We start from the raw sequence: 17098 nt of genomic DNA on the forward strand, positions 1-17098 counted from the left end.
GCGCCTCAGAATGGGAGGAGACGAAGCGCCGGCGATGTTTGGACCCTTGGCAATGGGAGGAGAGCCTTGGGTCCGGTATTTCCACGCACAATGGGAGGAGAGAGCGCGGAAATCTCTGGTTGGGCGTTCAGGCCCAGTTGTAAAAATGCGGCGACATCAGGGAGGAGGAGAGATGCCGCCGCAAAGACACAGAAGACTCAGGGAGGAGGAGAGAGCCTTCTGATTCCTTATTAGTGGTATGCCGCTTCGTATGCGACGCGACGAATTTCGGACTGGCTTACGCCCAGGTCATTCAATTCCCGGACCGACAACATTTGCAGTTCATGCAATGTGTCGCGGTACACGCGGTATTGGGCGACGCGGGTGCCAAAAGCGCGCAACATTGTTTGTACGCGTGCCACCGGTCCGGTAAGGACGGGGCTGGTGTTTGTGATGTCTGCCATGGCGCTGTTGCCTCTGTGACTGTGTTTCTTGTTGTATTCAATTTAGCATTATGCTGCGGCTGCACAATACATGGTTGGACAATGCTGCTATGCAGAAATTGCATGAGTTAACGGGTGTTAAGGAAGTGTGAATGCGACCAAGGTCGCAAAAATTCGCGAAATGGTTGCGGTAACGGTTTGGGATGCGTTGCTATGGTGCAGCGACGCCAAGGAAATGGGCAGAGAAATGACAGAGAAACTTATTCAAGAAAAACTGGCAGAGCTTGCCCTGCCGGACGGGGGCGACCTGATTTCGCGCGATTTGATTCGTGCTTTGCGGTTTCAGGACGGTTTGGCGTCTTTTGTGATCGAAGCGCCGTCACCGGAAATCGCCCGCCAGATGGAACCATTGCGCCAGGCGGCAGAGCGGGCGGTGGCCACCGTGCCCGGCGTGCAAAAAGTACAAGCTATGCTGACAGCGCATGGCCCTGCCGCGGCGTCAGCCAAACCCGCGCCCAGTCTCAAGATCGGCGGCCACCCAAAACCACAGGCCGGGCCGATGAAACCGGCGGGGGTGAAGCGCATCATCGCCATCGGCTCGGGCAAGGGCGGGGTGGGCAAATCCACCGTGTCATCGAACCTTGCCGTGGCGCTGACCCGGGCCGGTAAACGCGTTGGCCTGTTGGATGCGGATATCTATGGCCCCAGCCAGCCGCGGATGATGGGCGTGAGCAAACGGCCCGCCAGCCCGGATGGCAAGACCATCGAACCGCTGGTGGCACATGGGGTGACCATGATGTCGATCGGGTTGATGATGGACCCGAACAAGGCTGTGGTGTGGCGCGGGCCGATGTTGATGGGGGCGTTGCAACAGATGTTGGGGCAGGTGGCCTGGGGCGAATTGGATGTGCTGTTGGTCGACCTGCCGCCGGGGACGGGGGATGTGCAACTGACCCTGTGTCAGAAATCCGATCTGTCCGGTGCCATTGTTGTGTCCACGCCCCAGGACGTGGCGCTGCTGGATGCGCGCAAGGCGATAGATATGTTTGGAACGTTGAAGACCCCGATCCTGGGCCTGATCGAAAACATGTCGACCTTTCACTGCCCGAACTGTGGGCATGAGGCGCATATCTTTGGTCATGGCGGCGTCGCGACCGAGGCGCAGCAAATGGGGGTGCCGCTTCTGGCGCAGTTGCCGATTGATCTCGACACCCGTTTGGCGGGCGATGGCGGCACGCCGGTGGCGGCGGGTGATGGCCCGATGGCCGAAGCCTATGCACAGCTTGCGGCCGGGTTGATCAAGGGCGGCTTGATTTGAACATGGCGGCGTAAGCCGCGGCTGTCAGCGCAGATATTCCAGCGGTTGAAAGATCGGGCCATCCGGGCCGGTCTGGTAATGCGCCCGCAGGGCAAAGACCTCGGCCAGACGGGCCGGGGTCAGCACCTCGGCTGGCGGGCCATCGGCGACCAATTGACCGTGGTCCAGCATAAGGATGCGGGTACAATGGCGCGCTGCAAGACCCAGATCGTGCAAAGAGACGACCACCGCCTTGCCTTCGGCCGCGATTTGGCCAAACACCTGCATCGTGGCAATCTGTGCTGCCGGATCCAGCCCGGCGATGGGTTCGTCGGCCATCAGCAGCGGCGTTTCCTGGGCCAATGCGCGGGCAATCAACACGCGTGCCTGCTCGCCCCCGGACAGCCGATTGGCGGCGCGACGGCGATAGGGGCCAAGGTCCATATGTGACAGCGCACGTTCGACGGCGGCACGGTCGTCGGGACGCAAACTGCCGCCGCGCGGCAACCAGGGTGTGCGCCCAAGGGCAATCACCGCTTCGACATCAATCGGCCAGGCAATCTCGCGCGTTTGGGGCATCCAGGCGGCATGGCGCGCCCGCGTGCCGATCGCCAGATCGGAAATGTTGCTGCGGCCCTGATGTGGCAATAGGCCAAGCGCGGCCCGCAAAAGCGTGGTCTTGCCCGCGCCATTTGGACCGATCAGCCCGACACATTCGCCGGGACCGATGGCAAAGGACAGGTTGCTGACAACCGGGTGGTCGCCGCGCAGGACCGTCAGACCGGAAACCTCCAAAAGCGGCATCATGCGAATTCCTTGCGGGTCTTGTAGATCAAATGCAGGAAAAGCGGCGCGCCGATCAGTGCCATCACAACCCCCAGCTTCAGATCCCGATCCGGCAGGATCAAGCGCACGGCAATATCCGCCGCCAGGACCAGCGCCGCCCCGCCAAGACCCGAGGCAAAGACCAACCGCGAGGGCCGGGCGCCGACAAATGGCCGCAGGATATGCGGCACGACCAAACCGACAAAACCTATGGCCCCGGCCACCGCCGTGGCCGCGCCGACCACACAGGCGGTGCCAACCACCAATGTCATCCGCAGGCGGGGCAGGCGTATGCCAAGCGCGCCAGCCGCGTCTTCGCCCAGGGTCAGCGCATCAAGCCCCCGGCCCAAGGACCCGAGCAAGATCCAGCCAAACAGCGACAATGGCAGCGCCAGCCAGACATGTATCATCGACCGATCCGCCAGCGATCCCATCATCCAGAACACGATTTCCGAAGTGGCAAAGGGGTTGGGCGACAAGTTCAACACCAGCGACAGAAGCGCCCCGGCCAGAGCCGAAATCGCAATCCCCGCCAGGATCAGCGTCAACGACGCCCCGCGCGGCCCCGCCAGCACCATCACCAGCATGACACCGATCAAGGCCGTGCCGAGCGCGGCAAGCGGCAATGCCAGGGTAAAGGCCGCCGCCGCACCGGTTTGCAGGGCAATCACCGCCCCCAAAGCCGCCGAGGATGACACCCCGATCAACCCCGGCTCGGCCAATGGGTTGCGCAGATAGCCCTGCATGGCGGCACCGCTCATGCCCAGCGATGCGCCGGTGATCACGGCCAGCACCGCACGCGGCAGGCGGATTTCCCGCATCACCAGCGTCATCGGCGCGCCCGTATCGGTGAACAACGCCCGCAGGCTGTCGCCCACCCCGACCGGCGCCGGGCCGATCAGCATCGACGCCGAAAACAGCGCCAGCACCCCTAGGGTCAACAGAAGCATGAGGCGGGTCATGGCCGGGTTTCCAATTCGCGGCGCAGGGGCAACAGACCTTCGATTGCGCGCAGCACATGCGGCGTGCCACAGACCCAATCGCTGTTGGTCAGACTGGCGCCCTTGGACGCGCGGCGCAGGGCATGCACCACCGGATGATCCATGATCGCCTCGGCCCGGCTGGCACCGGGATAGGGTTGCCCGGTGATGATGGCCTCTGGCGCGGTCAATGCCAGGATCTCCAACGGCATCGCGCCGCCGTTTTCATAACCTGCTTCGATGGCGATATTGTCAAACCCGGCGGCGGTCAGGATGTGATGCGCCAGCGAACCCCGCCCTGACGTGAAGCCGTTGGAATAATAAAGGGCGGCACGCGGGCGGCGTGTGACCTCGGCCTGAAAAGCCGCCAGTTGCCTGTCAAAATCGCGCAGCATTTCCTGGGCCTTTTCCGTTTGGCCGAGAGCCGCGCCCATCTGGATCAGATTGGTGCGCACATCCATCATGTTGTTGGCAATGTCGAATGTCACAACCGAAATCCCCAGGTTTTGCAGGATGTCCACCGTCGCACGGGCGGTGTAGCGGCCGGCAAGGACCAGATCTGGTTGCATCAGATAGATTTCTTCGGCCCGGCCATGGGTGATCGGGTATTGCATCGCGTCTTCGGCCATGGCCGAACTGCGGCTGTCCCGTGCCAGAAACGACACCGCGTGCAACTGGCCGGGGGCGGCCAGCAGCATCGCAAGTTGATCGGTGCACAGGTTGATCGACACAACCTTTTGCGGGGTGTCCCCCGCCGCCGCACCCACCGCTGCCGCCGCGCCAAACATCAGCGCGGCGGACAGGGTCAGTGCCTTACAAAGACGCACGGATTCCAAAATAGGCCGCGCGGTCCGATGTGCCATAGCCCGGTGCGGTTTGGTATTCCTCGTCAAAGACGTTTTCGATCCTCAGGTAGATTTCGGCGTTGTCCATCACCTTGTATGTCAGGGTCGAATTCAACGCGCCATAGGGGTCAAGCCCCTCTGCGCGATCCCCGGCCCAAAGACCGGTGACGGCCAGGCTGGTCTGGCTGCCGAAATCTGCGGTCACAGTGGCAGCGGCCTGATGGCCGGGAACTGCGGCGGACCAGCTCGAGCTGTCCAGATCGGCATCGGCAAAGCTGTCGGTCCATGTGTAAGAGCCGTCAAGCCGCACGCCCTGCCACAGCTCTGTGCCGCCAGCCAATTCGATGCCCTGCCGGGTCGAGGTGCCAGAGGCCTGCACATAGGTGCCAGCGGTAAAGGAATAGTCGATGATGTCCTCGGCCTCGATATGAAAGGCCGTGGCACGGATATAGCCCCGGTCGCCAAAGCGTTTCTCGACACCAAGGTCGAAACTCTTGGATGTTTCGGGATCAAGATCCGAATTGCCGGCAAAGCCATCATAAAGCTCATACCCCGACGGGGCGCGGAACCCGGTTGCGGCATTGGCCCGGAAGATCAGATCCTCTGTCGGGCGATAGACCGCCGACAGCCGCCCGGTGGTGAAGCCGCCAAATTCGGAATGTTCGTCATAACGCAGCGCCGCCGACAGGTTCCATTCCGTGCTGGGCGCGGCTGTCACCTCGGCAAAGAGACCGGTGACCGACGTGTCATGGCTTTGCCCATCGGTATAAAGCCCAAAGATCGAGTGATCGAGCGTCAGGGAGGTGTCGAATTCCTCGACCGTGTGATCGGCGCCGAACACCAAACGGGTGGTGTCGGTCAGATCAACGCCGCCCTGATAGCGGTATTCCATCCGCGTGCCGGTATAGTCGAATTGATCATCAGACACGCCGCCAAAGCTGGCAGCGGAGCCGGTCAGGGTGCGATCAATACGGAAATAAGAGGCCGAGACCGTGTGATCAAAGCCACCGGTGACGAAATCCAGTGCGATGCGCAGGCCGTCCTGTTGTTTCTCGGTGACCTCATCCGAACTGCCATCCAATGGCACACCGCCGGAGGTTTCATCGTAATCATAGGTCGATTCTTCGCTGAACGCCGACAGATGCAGGACCGTGTCGGGACTGCCCAGATCATAGCTGCCGGCAAAGCTCAGGCGCTTGGCGTTGAAACCGTCGGCCTCGTCGTTGCCATCGTTTTCGTCGGCGGCGGAAAATCCGTCGCTGTTGGCATAGGACAGGGTCAGCGCGCTTTCGTGGCCTTCGCCCTTGTTGGCAAAGGTGACCGACGACCGCAGGCTTTCATAGGCGCCATATTCCGCCGTCATCTGAACGCTCAGCCCGTCGCGGGTGGCGCGTTTGGTGGTGATATTGATCACCCCGCCCAGGGCTTCGGATCCATAAAGCGCCGATTGCGAACCGCGCAGGATTTCAATCCGCGAGATGTCAGAGGTCATCAAGCCGCCAAAATCATAAGCCACCTGTGGGCCGGACGGGTCAGAGACGTCGATGCCATCGACGCGCACCGCGATATTGTTCTGGTTCACGCCGCGAATGAACACACCGGCGGTGGTGCCCAATGGGCCGGTGGTGCGCAGGGTGACGCCGGGTTGGCGGGCCAGGAAATCAATGGCTCTGGTCTCGCCGGTGGCCTCCAGCTCTTCTTCTGTGATGACATCCACGGCAACGCCGGTTTCGTCTTCGGCCACGGCCTCGTATCCGGCGGACAGGATCAGGACGCCCAGATCATAGGGATCGTCCTGTGCAAAGGCCGGTGCGGACAACAATGCGGGCAGGGCCGCGGTTGTCAGAAGTTGTGTTCGGGTCATGTCTGTCCCTCCGATTGGCCCTGTGAGTGCAAAGGGCCGATTGATAATCAAACCGGAGGTCACCCCCCGTCTCAGTGAAATCACCGCAACGGGGTTGCCGTTATCCATCGCACGCCCCGCGCCCGGATAGGGTGATCGCCTGGCAGGTCTCCTGACTTCGCGGGTCGTCACATCCCCGGGCCTTCCCGCAGCCCAAAAGGGGGCCACAGTGGCAATTTCCGGGTTTGCTCGCCGCTCACAGTTGCGGGGGCAGTCGCGGGTTTGCACCGCGTTCCCTTTTCACGGACCTCTTGCGAGGCCCGAACCAAAGCGTGCTTTCGTCTAGTCACGCAAATGCATTGTGACAAGCGGCCATTTTGACCCATCCGGCGTCAAATCCGCGCGTTGTGGCCCCGGGTCTACAGGATCGAAGGCTTTTGAATGGGCCAGCAGGGGCAAACGGGGGCAATGCCGGGCACGACAACGGGAATGGATGGGAAATACGGGAATTCGTGGGACGATCTTGGGGAATGCGGTGTTCGACCGCCAATTGCCCCTCAAGACGAATCAAATTTGACCACTCTCGCGTGATTCTGCGGGCTGAAACCGGGCCGTGTCGCTATTTTGGGCGTCTGGTTAGAATTTTTTTGGGAAATCATGGGCCGTTGGGCGCGTTCCAGTACCTTACCACATATAGTGTTGGGCCGGGATCTCTTTCGCTAGAACTTCCGCGTTGGACCGCGATTTCGCCGCTATATTTAGTTTTCCACAGCCCCTGTGAACAAACTGTAGGGGCGATTTCCCATAAAGAGCAGTTGATTTCCATGAATTCCCATGGCATCCCTAGTATCACGATGAGGGACGGAACAAGGGGCAACAAAGACCCCGCACCGAATACTCAAAAACAATAAAAATGGTTTCATACAGGCACCGTCTTTCATCGTGAACAGAATCCGGCGCGCGGGCGAGCAGACATCCCCCCAGGTGGCGCGCGCAGCTGGACTTCCCGCCAAGCGGGACATGGGCGGCGGGTTGATCAGTGGCAGCAGATCAACCCGCCGTTTTCCATTTCAAATTGGGGAAAATACGGGGCGCGAGGCAAAGGACGGCAAGGACAGTGAGCCGCAGGTTCAGAGGCGAAAGCCATCACAAGGTGGATGCAAAGGGCAGGGTGTCAATCCCGGCCGGCTTTCGCCGTGTGATCGAGGCCGCTGATCCCAACTGGAAAGTCGGAGAAAACCCGGAGCTTGTGATTGTCTACGGCAACAAGAAGCTCAACTGCCTTGAATGTTACACCATGGAAGCCATCGAAGAGGTCGACAAGAAAATCGACGCTCTGCCGCGTGCATCCATGGAACGGAAAATGTTGCAGCATATGTTCCACGGGCAATCCTTCCCCACCAATGTGGACGAGACCGGCCGACTGGTCCTGCCTGCGAAGCTGCGCAACAGAATCAATCTTGAGAAAGAGGCCTTCTTCATTGCGGCTGGCGATACGTTCCAGATCTGGAACCCCGAGACCTATGAAAATGAAGAGCTGGCCAAGACCGAAGCATGGCTGGAAGAACTGCCGGAAGACTTCGATCCCATGTCGTTCCTTGATGGACCGGTCGGAGGCGTTTGAAGAATGGCCGCAGCCCCACATAAACCCGACGCCGCGCCGCATGTCCCCGTCCTTATCCGCCCATTGATCAAGGCGGTGTCGCCGGTCACTGGCACCTGGATCGACGGCACATTCGGGGCCGGCGGCTATACCCGCGCATTGTTAGAGGCCGGGGCGGATGAGGTGGTCGCAATTGACCGCGATCCGCTGGCCTTCGAAATGGCGGCAGATTGGCTCGGGGACTATGGCGCGCGTGTGCGCCCGGAAAAAACCGTGTTCTCGGCAATGGACGAAGTCGCCGATCAGGTGGACGGCGTGGTGCTTGATCTGGGTGTGTCCTCGATGCAGCTGGACCGCGCCGAACGCGGCTTTTCCTTCATGCGGGACGGGCCGTTGGACATGCGGATGAGCCAACAGGGCGTCAGCGCCGCCGATCTGGTCAACAATCTGAGCGAAGAAGAATTGGCCGCAATCCTGTTCACCTATGGGGAAGAGCGTGCCTCGCGGCGCATTGCCAAGAATATTGCACGGGTGCGGGCGGACACCCCGTTTGAAACCACGTTGCAATTGGCCGGGGTGATCGAACGGTCCCTGCCACGGTCGAAACCCGGCCAAAGCCACCCCGCAACCCGCAGCTTTCAGGCGCTGCGCATCGCGGTCAACGACGAATACAAGGAATTGTTTCAGGGGCTTATGGCCGCCGAACGGGTGTTGAAACCCGGTGGTCTTCTGGCGGTTGTGACCTTTCATTCGATCGAGGACCGCATGGTCAAACGGTTCTTTACCGCCCGTGCCGGCCATTCCGGCAATACCAATCGCTATGCGCCGCAAACCGCCGTGGTGCCCGCCCAATTCGATATTCTCACACGCAAGGCCGTCGGCCCGGATGATCAGGAGCTGGAGGAAAACCCAAGGTCGCGGTCATCGCGGCTTCGGGTGGCGCGGCGCACGGATATGCCTGCCGGGGCGGTCGATCCCAGCGCAATTGCCATGCCGCAGCTGAAGGGGAAAAGGTAATGCGGTCGTTCTTGTATATCCTGACATCTTTGGCGGTGATCGGTTTGGCGTTCTGGGCCTATCACGAAAACTACCGAACCCAGGAAGCAATTGAAAAATCGGCACAATTGCAGCGTGACATTGGCACGGCGCGGTCGCGGCTTTCGGTGTTGCGGGCGGAATGGGCCTATTTGAACCGGCCGGACCGGCTGCGCGACCTGGCAGAGCTGAACTTTGACCGTCTTGGGCTTTTGCCGCTGCGCCCCCATCATTTTGCCAATATCGACCAGGTGACTTTCCCGATGCCGGACTTTGATAATATGGAGCCGATCACCAATCCGGTGGCTGTGTCATCACAAGGTGAGGAGCAAGAGCCATGATCCGCACGCCGCTGCGCCCGCTGGCCCGTATTCTGGAGGCCCGCCAAAAAGGTGAAAATCCCGACGCCATCGAACGGGAAAACATCCGATTGCGGCACGAGGATATGCGCGACCGTTTGCGGGTGCGCGCCGAACAGCGCCTGCTGTTGATGGGGATCATGTATTTCTGCGCCTTTTTGGTGATTGGCGCGCGGATGGGGCTGCTTGCGGCGTCTGAACCGGCGGAACCACGCGGTGCCAGCAATGGGGCCAGCATCGTGGCGCAACGGGCGGATATCGTGGATCGCAAGGGGCGGCTTCTGGCCACCAACATGGAGACCCATTCGCTTTATGCCCATCCGCAACAGATGGTTGATCCGGTGCGGGCGGCGGCGGAACTGGGCAAGATCTTTCCTGATCTGGATGTCCAGGATCTGACCAAGCGGTTCACCTCGGATCGTAAATTCATGTGGATTCGCAAGAAGCTCAGCCCGGAACAGAAGCAGGCGGTGCATGATATCGGCGAGCCGGGGCTGTTGTTCGGCCCGCGCGAGATGCGGCTTTATCCCAATGGCGCGTTGGCGTCGCATGTGCTGGGCGGTTATGGATTTGGCCGCGAAGGCGTGCATTCGGCCGAGGTCATCGGCACCGCCGGTATCGAGAAGTTCCATGACGACCTTCTGCGCGATCCCGCGCGTGAGGGCGCGCCGCTGGAATTGTCGCTTGATCTGACGCTACAGGCGGCGGCGGAAAAGGTGCTTTATGGCGGCATGAAGATCATGAATGCCAAAGGTGCGGCGACGATCCTGATGGATGTGCACAGCGGCGAGGTTCTGGCGCTGGCCAGTCTGCCGGACTTTGATCCCAACGACCGACCTTTGCCTGCGCTTGGCGACGATCCCTCGATCAGCCCGCTGTTCAACCGCGCGGTGCAGGGGGTGTATGAGCTTGGCTCGACCTTCAAGATCTTTGCCGCCGCCCAGGCAATGGACATCGGCCTGGTCAATCCGTCGACCCCGGTCGATATTCGCGGCCCGCTGAAGTGGGGCAAACACCGCATTCGTGATTTCCACAACTACGGCAAGGAATTGTCGGTCACCAAGGTCATTGTGAAATCATCGAACATCGGGACCGCCCGTCTGGCCCAGATGATCGGTGTGCCGCGGCAAAAGGAGTTCCTGCAAAAGCTTGGCTTCTTTGACGTCAAGGATATCGAACTGCAAGAGGCCAAGGCCGCGCGCCCGTTGCTGCCGCCGCATTGGTCAGAATTGTCGACCATGACGATTTCCTACGGTCACGGGCTGTCGGCCTCGCCGCTGCATCTGGCCTCGGCCTATGCGACGGTGGCCAATGGCGGCTACAAGATCACCCCAACCCTGCTGCGCCAAAACGGGGCGAATTATGGGGAACGGGTGATGTCGGCCAGCGCCTCGGCGGCGTCGCGGGCGATGTTGCGTCTGGTGGTCAGCCACCCGGATGGCACCGCCAGCTTTGGCGATGTCAAAGGCTATGCCGTGGGCGGCAAGACCGGCACCGCCGACAAGCCAAAGCCCAAGGGCGGCTATTACGATGACAAGGTGATTGCGACCTTTGCCTCGATCTTTCCGATCGACAAGCCGAAATATGTGTTGATCGTCACCCTGGACGAACCGGAAATTCATGCGGCGGGCCAATTGCGTCGTACCGCTGGCTGGACGGCGGTTCCGGTGGCCGCCGAAATGATTGAACGGCTTGCGCCGCTGCTTGGATTGCGGCCAACGATTGAACCCGCGGAACTCGCTGGTATAAGTTTGATCAACCATTGAAAGGCGCATGACCGGTCCATGATCGGGCCAGTACCGGGGGACGCATGACATCCAAAACCTTGGCCGATCTTGGCCTGAATGCTCGCGGCGGGGCCGAAGCCCAGATTACCGGGATCACGGTAGACAGCCGCGAGGTGAAGCCCGGTTTTCTGTTTGCCGCTCTGCCGGGCAGTCAGGTCCATGGTGGCGAGTTCATTCAATACGCCCTGCGCATGGGCGCGTCGGCGATCCTGACCGATGCCAAGGGCGCGCGCATCGCAGCCGATGTTCTGGATGCGTCGCATGCGGCGTTGATCGTCGCCCAGGATCCGCGTCAGGTGCTGGCATTCACATCGGCGCTTTGGTTTGGTGTACAGCCGCGCCACATGGTGGCAGTGACCGGCACAAACGGCAAAACCTCGGTGTCGACCTTCTGTCGCCAGATCTGGAATCTTCTGGACCTGCCCGCTGTCAACCTTGGCACCACCGGGGTTGAAGGCAGTTGGCGGGCCCCTCTGGCCCATACAACACCGGAACCGGTGACTTTGCACCGGGCGCTGGCGGCGGCCGCCGAAAACGGCATCACCCATGCCGCGATGGAGGCCTCTTCCCATGGGCTTGACCAACGGCGGTTGGACGGGGTGCATTTGCGGGCGGCGGGTTTCACCAACTTTACCCAGGACCATCTGGACTATCACAAGACCTTTGACGCCTATCTGGCGGCCAAATCCGGTCTGTTCACCCGCGTTCTGCCCGAAGACGGCGTTGCGGTTCTGAACATGGACGACGATGTGATTGCGCAGCTGGAGCCGGTGGTCACCGTGCGCGGGCAACAGGTTCTGCGGGTGGGGCATGGCCCGGAATGCGATCTGCGTCTGGTGGCGCAACGGTTTGACACCACGGGTCAGGATCTGCGGTTTGAATGGCAGGGCCAACCCCATCAGGCACGGTTGAATCTGATCGGCGGATTTCAGGCTGACAACGTTCTGATGGCTGCGGCGCTGGTGATTGCGGCAGGGGCCGAGGCCGCACAGGTGTTCGACACCTTCAATGATCTTGAAAATGTACGTGGTCGGATGCAACTGGCGGCGACGCGCGGCAATGGTGCGGCGGTTTTTGTCGATTACGCCCATACGCCGGATGCAGTGAAAACCGCGCTGACGGCTTTGCGCCCGCATGTGATGGGCCGCTTGATCGCCATTGTGGGGGCTGGCGGCGATCGCGACACCGGCAAACGCCCGCTGATGGGCGAAGCGGCGCGCGATGCGGCCGATCTGGTGATTGTGACCGATGACAATCCCCGCAGCGAAGATCCCGGCGACATTCGTGCCGCCGTCCTACAGGGTGCCGGACCCGAGGCAACAGAGGTGGGCGACCGCGCCGAGGCGATCTTGCGCGGGGTGGATATGCTGGGCGCGGGCGACGCGCTTTTGATATGTGGTAAAGGCCATGAAAGCGGCCAGGTGGTCGGCGATACGGTCTTTCCGTTTGACGATGTCGAACAGGCCAGCGTGGCGGTCGCGGCGCTGGACGGGGTGCAACCATGACGCTTTGGCACGCACAGGATGCGGCACGGGCGACGGGCGGGCAGGCCATTGGCCCCTGGCAGGCGACAGGCGTGTCCATCGACACCCGCACTCTGCAACCCGGTGATCTGTTTGTGGCGTTGAAAGCGGCGCGCGACGGCCATGAATTTGTGGCGCAGGCCCTGGCCAAGGGCGCGGCGGCGGCCATGGTCACCCATATCCCCGATGGTGTGGCCGCGGATGCGCCGTTGCTGATTGTCGATGACGTGTTGACCGGGTTAGAGGCGCTGGGCCGTGCCGCGCGTGCGCGCACCGACGCCCGCGTTGTTGCGGTCACCGGCTCGGTCGGCAAGACCTCGACCAAGGAAATGTTGCGTCAAGTCCTGTCGGCCTTTGGCCGCACCCATGCGTCGGTGGCCAGTTACAACAATCATTGGGGCGTGCCGCTGACCTTGGCGCGCATGCCCGCCGACACCGAATTTGCCGTGATCGAAATCGGCATGAACCATCCCGGCGAAATTGCACCGCTGTCGCGCATGGCACGGCCACATGTGGCAATGATCACCATTGTCGCCCCGGCCCATCTTGCGGCCTTTGGTGACATCGCTGGCATCGCCGCGGAAAAGGCCGCGATCCTTGCCGGGTTGGAAAACCGCGGCGTCGCCGTCTTTAATGCCGAGGTCGAGACCGCCGCCATTCTGCGCGAAGCGGTGGAACGCGCCGGCGCGCAATATGTCGGGTTTGGCGGCGTCCCCGAGGCCGATCATCAGCTTTTGCAGGTCCAACTGACCGATGGCACGACACTGGCGACGGCACGTGATGCCTATAGTGAAATGACCTATCAGATTGCCGCCACCGGGCGACATTTTGCGATGAACGGCCTTGGGGTGCTGGCGGTCTGTGATGTGCTGGGGCTGGATCGGGCGGTGGCCATGGCGGCGCTGAGCGAATGGCATCCGGTGCAGGGCAGGGGCGAGCGGCAAAAGGTTTCGCTGGGCGGTGCCAAGACCATTGAACTGATCGACGACAGTTATAATGCCAACCCGGCCTCGATGGCGGCGTCGTTGGCGGTGCTGTCCGCAACATCCCCCGACCGTGGCGGCCGGCGCATCGCCTGGCTTGGCGATATGGGCGAGCTGGGCGAGGCCGCCCCGACGCTGCACGCCGCGCTTGCCAATCAGATGGATGACATCGACCTCGTGCATTGCATCGGCCCGCTTTGCAGACATCTCTGGTCTGCCTTGCCACAGGAAAAACGCGGCGCATGGTGCGACACCATCGGCGGGTTGGATCTGGATCTGGCGGGGGCGTTCCAGGATGGCGATGTCGTCTTGGTCAAAGGATCAAACTTTGTTGGCCTGTCGGCGCTGGTTGACGAAATTCGCAAAATGGGCCACAGCAGCCCACAATAAGTGGTAGAAAAGGGGCGAACATGCTCTACTGGTTGACAGGCCTGTCAGATGGCGGAGATTTCTTTAATCTTTTCCGCTACATCACCTTCCGGGCGGGCGGGGCCTTTATGACGGCGCTCATCTTTGGCTTTTTGTTTGGTCCGCCGTTGATCAACGTTTTGCGCCGCCGTCAGGGCAAAGGTCAGCCAATTCGTGATGATGGCCCCGAGGGTCATTTGGCCAAGGCAGGCACCCCCACCATGGGCGGGCTGTTGATTGTGGGGGCCTTGGTGACATCGACCCTGCTCTGGGCGCGGCTCGACAATCCTTACGTCTGGATGGTTCTGTTTGTGACGCTGTCCTTTGGTCTGATCGGATTTGCCGATGATTATGCCAAGGTGTCCAAACAAAACACCAAGGGCGTGCCGGGGCGCGTGCGGCTGTTGCTGGGGTTCCTGATCGCGGGCATTGCCGCCTATTGGGCCACGCTCTATCACCCCGAAGAATTGCAATATCGTCTGGCGCTGCCGGTGTTGAAAGACACGCTGTTGAACATGTCGGTGCTGTTCATTCCCTTTGCGATGTTTGTCATTGTCGGGGCGGCCAATGCGGTCAACTTGACCGATGGGCTGGATGGATTGGCCATCATGCCGGTGATGATCGCCGGCGGCACGCTGGGTGTGATTGCCTATGCGGTGGGGCGGGTCGATTTTACCGAATATCTTGATGTGCATTACGTGCCGGGCACGGGCGAGATCCTGATTTTCACCGCCGGGTTGTTCGGCGGCGGTCTCGGGTTTCTGTGGTATAATGCGCCGCCTGCGGCGGTCTTCATGGGCGACACCGGTTCACTTGCACTGGGCGGTGCGCTGGGGGCGATTGCCGTCGCCACCAAACACGAGATCGTGCTGGGCATCGTCGGCGGTCTTTTCGTGGTCGAGGCGCTGTCGGTCATCATTCAGGTGCTCTATTTCAAACGCACCGGCAAACGCGTGTTCCTGATGGCCCCGATCCACCACCATTACGAGAAGAAGGGCTGGGCCGAGCCAACCATCGTGATCCGGTTCTGGATCATTTCGCTGATCCTGGCGATCATCGGGCTGGCCACATTGAAAGTACGGTAATTTCCGGCAAAGGGGTTTGGGCATGAAGACTATTGTTTGCAGCTGTATGATGGCGGCCGTGTCGGCCCTGACCATGGCCCTGCCTCTGACCCTGGCCCCGGCGATGGCCGATGCGCAGCCCAAATCGGTGATCATTTCCCTGTGTCAGGCGGGGTTGGGCGCGGGCACCGAAACCGAGCTTGCCGAATTTCTGGCCGGTCCCTGGCAGATGACCGCCCCCGGCACAGGCTTTACCACCGGCACCAATCAAATGGTTGTCGATCTGGCGGTTGATCCGGCGAGCGGTGGATTGCGCATGGGCGGTGGCGGAATGTCCGTGCCGCTGGTGCCGTTGAATGCCGCGCTTGAAGCGGGCAATATGGATTGGCCAGAGCCCCCGATCGACATGTCGGTTCCGGCGCTGACCCCGGGCGGATTGACGCAACAGGATGTCGAGGTGCTGACCGGCTGCGCAGATCCGTTGCGCTATTGGTGGCAATTCGGCAAGGGCGACCGCCGCAGCTGGGGCGCGCTGATGTTTTTCGGCAATGATGATGCGGTGGGATATATGGCCAACAGCGCCGGCGGCACGCGACAGGTGCAATTGCATCGGGCCGCCGCCAACTGAGCGGTTGCGGGGTCTTTCCTATTCGCGATCAATCCGCTAGCGCTGGATCAACGCAAAAAGGGTGGCGAAGATGATCCCAGTGACCGGGTATGAAAATCACAATGTGGCTGTGCTTGGGCTTGGGCGCTCTGGTCTTGCGGCGGCACGCGCGCTGGCGGCGGGTGGGGCCGTGCCGGTCTGTTGGGATGACAATCCGGGCGCGCGTGATCGCGCCGAGGCAGAGGGCTTTGCCTGTGCCGACCTGACGAAACAGGGGGCGTTCGACGCGATTGCCGCGCTGATCGTCTCTCCCGGTATTCCGCATCTCTACCCGAGCCCCAATCCGGTTGTCGCTGCCGCGCTTGACGCCGGCGTGCCGGTCGACAATGACATTGGATTGTTCTTCCGCTCGCTGGCCAATGATGGCTGGCACAGCTACGACACCGCGCCCCGCGTGGTGGCGGTGACCGGATCAAACGGCAAATCCACCACATCGGCCTTGATCCATCACATCCTGGAAACCACGGGGCGCGACGTGCAATTGGCCGGCAATATTGGCCGGGGGGTGTTGGATATTGACCCGCCGGGGGATGGCGGCGTTGTGGTGCTGGAACTCAGCTCGTATCAAACCGAATTGGCGCGGGCGCTGACGCCGGATGTTGCGGTCTTTACCAACCTCAGCCCCGATCATCTGGACCGGCACGGCGGCTTTGGCGGATATTTCGCGGCCAAACGCCGGCTCTTTGCCGAGGGCGGACCGGACCGCGCGATCATTGGCGTCGACGAGGACGAGGGCAAATTCCTTGCCGGGCAGATGGCCGAAGGCCCGGGCGACGACCGGGTGATCCGGGTCTCTTCCGGCAGCAAATTGACGGGATCAGGTTGGAATGTCTTCGCCCGCAAAGGCTATCTTGCGGAGTTCCGCAAAGGCCGTCAGGCCGGGTCGATCGACCTGCGCACGATCAAGGGTCTGCCGGGGGCACATAACCACCAAAACGCCTGCGCGGCCTATGCTGCATGTCGCACGCTGGGGCTTGCGCCACGGGTGATTGAACAGGCGTTTCACAGCTTCAAGGGGCTGCCGCATCGCAGCCAGATCATCGCCGAAGCGGGCGGGGTGGTTTATGTCAATGACAGCAAGGCCACCAATGTCGACAGCGCGGCCAAGGCATTGGCCGCTTTCAAAAGCATCCGCTGGATCTGTGGCGGCCTGCAAAAAGAAGGTGGTCTTGACGGGCTGGGCGCGGCACTGGGAAATGTGGTCAAGGCCTATGTGATCGGACGCGAGGCCGCCGGATTTGCCATGGGCATGCCGGGGGTCGAGGCCGAGGTCTGTACAGATATGAGCACCGCCGTCGCACGTGCAATGCAAGACGCGCAAGAGGGGGAAACGGTCCTGTTGGCCCCCGCCGCGGCAAGCTTTGATCAATATGACAATTTCGAACAGCGCGGCACGGATTTCACCCAGAATGTGTTGGCTTTGCTCGACACCAAATAGGCGTGCCAATCGGCAACCG

The 17098-nt window shown here is 61.3% G+C and carries 15 protein-coding genes and 1 riboswitch; of the genes, 10 read left to right on the forward strand and 5 right to left on the reverse strand.

Features of this window, described 5'->3' with window-relative positions; translation table 11 throughout:
• Positions 1–230: 230 nt before the first annotated feature.
• On the reverse strand, positions 231–443 hold the full coding sequence (locus tag Q4577_RS15130) for a DUF1127 domain-containing protein (protein WP_244687654.1): 213 nt from the start codon (positions 441–443) through the stop codon (positions 231–233).
• Between the two features lie 226 nt (positions 444–669).
• On the opposite strand from Q4577_RS15130, the gene Q4577_RS15135 reads away from it, so the two are divergent.
• Positions 670–1740, forward strand: coding sequence for an Mrp/NBP35 family ATP-binding protein (locus Q4577_RS15135; protein ID WP_303470425.1), 1071 nt, complete (start codon positions 670–672; stop codon positions 1738–1740).
• A 24-nt stretch (positions 1741–1764) separates the two neighbouring features.
• On the opposite strand, the gene Q4577_RS15140 is transcribed toward Q4577_RS15135, so the two are convergent.
• The 4 genes from Q4577_RS15140 to Q4577_RS15155 are packed head-to-tail and all read right to left on the reverse strand — an operon-like array spanning position 1765 to position 6233.
• Positions 1765–2523, reverse strand: coding sequence for an ABC transporter ATP-binding protein (locus Q4577_RS15140; RefSeq protein ID WP_303470562.1), 759 nt, complete (start codon positions 2521–2523; stop codon positions 1765–1767).
• The gene (locus Q4577_RS15145; protein ID WP_303470423.1) at positions 2523–3506 is read right to left on the reverse strand and encodes an iron ABC transporter permease; all 984 of its coding nucleotides are present in this window, start codon (positions 3504–3506) and stop codon (positions 2523–2525) included. The genes Q4577_RS15140 and Q4577_RS15145 overlap by 1 nt, the downstream gene beginning before the upstream one ends.
• On the reverse strand, positions 3503–4351 hold the full coding sequence (locus tag Q4577_RS15150; RefSeq protein ID WP_303470421.1) for an ABC transporter substrate-binding protein: 849 nt from the start codon (positions 4349–4351) through the stop codon (positions 3503–3505). The genes Q4577_RS15145 and Q4577_RS15150 overlap by 4 nt, the downstream gene beginning before the upstream one ends.
• Positions 4338–6233, reverse strand: coding sequence for a TonB-dependent siderophore receptor (locus Q4577_RS15155; RefSeq protein WP_303470419.1), 1896 nt, complete (start codon positions 6231–6233; stop codon positions 4338–4340). Before Q4577_RS15155 ends, Q4577_RS15150 begins: the two co-directional genes overlap by 14 nt.
• A gap of 123 nt (positions 6234–6356) precedes the next feature.
• Positions 6357–6557, reverse strand: a riboswitch (cobalamin riboswitch).
• Positions 6558–7329: 772 nt separating this feature from the next.
• On the opposite strand from Q4577_RS15155, the gene mraZ reads away from it, so the two are divergent.
• From mraZ to murD, 9 genes are all read left to right on the forward strand, one after another.
• Positions 7330–7836, forward strand: coding sequence for a division/cell wall cluster transcriptional repressor MraZ (mraZ, locus tag Q4577_RS15160; RefSeq protein WP_244687643.1), 507 nt, complete (start codon positions 7330–7332; stop codon positions 7834–7836).
• 3 nt (positions 7837–7839) lie between these two features.
• Positions 7840–8832 carry a 16S rRNA (cytosine(1402)-N(4))-methyltransferase RsmH gene (gene rsmH, locus Q4577_RS15165; protein WP_303470415.1) on the forward strand — a complete coding sequence of 331 codons (993 nt, stop codon included), beginning with the start codon at positions 7840–7842 and terminating at the stop codon, positions 8830–8832.
• Positions 8832–9191, forward strand: a complete 360-nt coding sequence (locus Q4577_RS15170) for a cell division protein FtsL (protein ID WP_244687638.1) — start codon at positions 8832–8834, stop codon at positions 9189–9191. Before rsmH ends, Q4577_RS15170 begins: the two co-directional genes overlap by 1 nt.
• Positions 9188–10975, forward strand: a complete 1788-nt coding sequence (locus Q4577_RS15175) for a penicillin-binding protein 2 (protein WP_303470412.1) — start codon at positions 9188–9190, stop codon at positions 10973–10975. The genes Q4577_RS15170 and Q4577_RS15175 overlap by 4 nt, the downstream gene beginning before the upstream one ends.
• A gap of 44 nt (positions 10976–11019) precedes the next feature.
• Positions 11020–12501: a UDP-N-acetylmuramoyl-L-alanyl-D-glutamate--2,6-diaminopimelate ligase gene (locus Q4577_RS15180; RefSeq protein WP_303470410.1), complete on the forward strand. Its 1482-nt coding sequence runs from the start codon at positions 11020–11022 to the stop codon at positions 12499–12501.
• The gene (gene murF, locus Q4577_RS15185) at positions 12498–13892 is read left to right on the forward strand and encodes a UDP-N-acetylmuramoyl-tripeptide--D-alanyl-D-alanine ligase (protein WP_303470408.1); all 1395 of its coding nucleotides are present in this window, start codon (positions 12498–12500) and stop codon (positions 13890–13892) included. The genes Q4577_RS15180 and murF overlap by 4 nt, the downstream gene beginning before the upstream one ends.
• A 20-nt stretch (positions 13893–13912) precedes the next feature.
• Positions 13913–14995, forward strand: a complete 1083-nt coding sequence (gene mraY, locus Q4577_RS15190) for a phospho-N-acetylmuramoyl-pentapeptide-transferase (RefSeq protein ID WP_244687629.1) — start codon at positions 13913–13915, stop codon at positions 14993–14995.
• A gap of 22 nt (positions 14996–15017) precedes the next feature.
• A complete protein-coding gene (locus Q4577_RS15195) occupies positions 15018–15602 on the forward strand; it encodes a hypothetical protein (RefSeq protein ID WP_303470405.1) in 585 nt (194 codons plus the stop codon).
• 70 nt (positions 15603–15672) lie between these two features.
• The gene (gene murD / locus Q4577_RS15200) at positions 15673–17079 is read left to right on the forward strand and encodes a UDP-N-acetylmuramoyl-L-alanine--D-glutamate ligase (RefSeq protein ID WP_303470402.1); all 1407 of its coding nucleotides are present in this window, start codon (positions 15673–15675) and stop codon (positions 17077–17079) included.
• The last annotated feature ends 19 nt before the right edge of the window (positions 17080–17098 follow it).

This window comes from Marinovum sp. 2_MG-2023 (assembly GCF_030548265.1).
Classification (GTDB): domain Bacteria; phylum Pseudomonadota; class Alphaproteobacteria; order Rhodobacterales; family Rhodobacteraceae; genus Marinovum.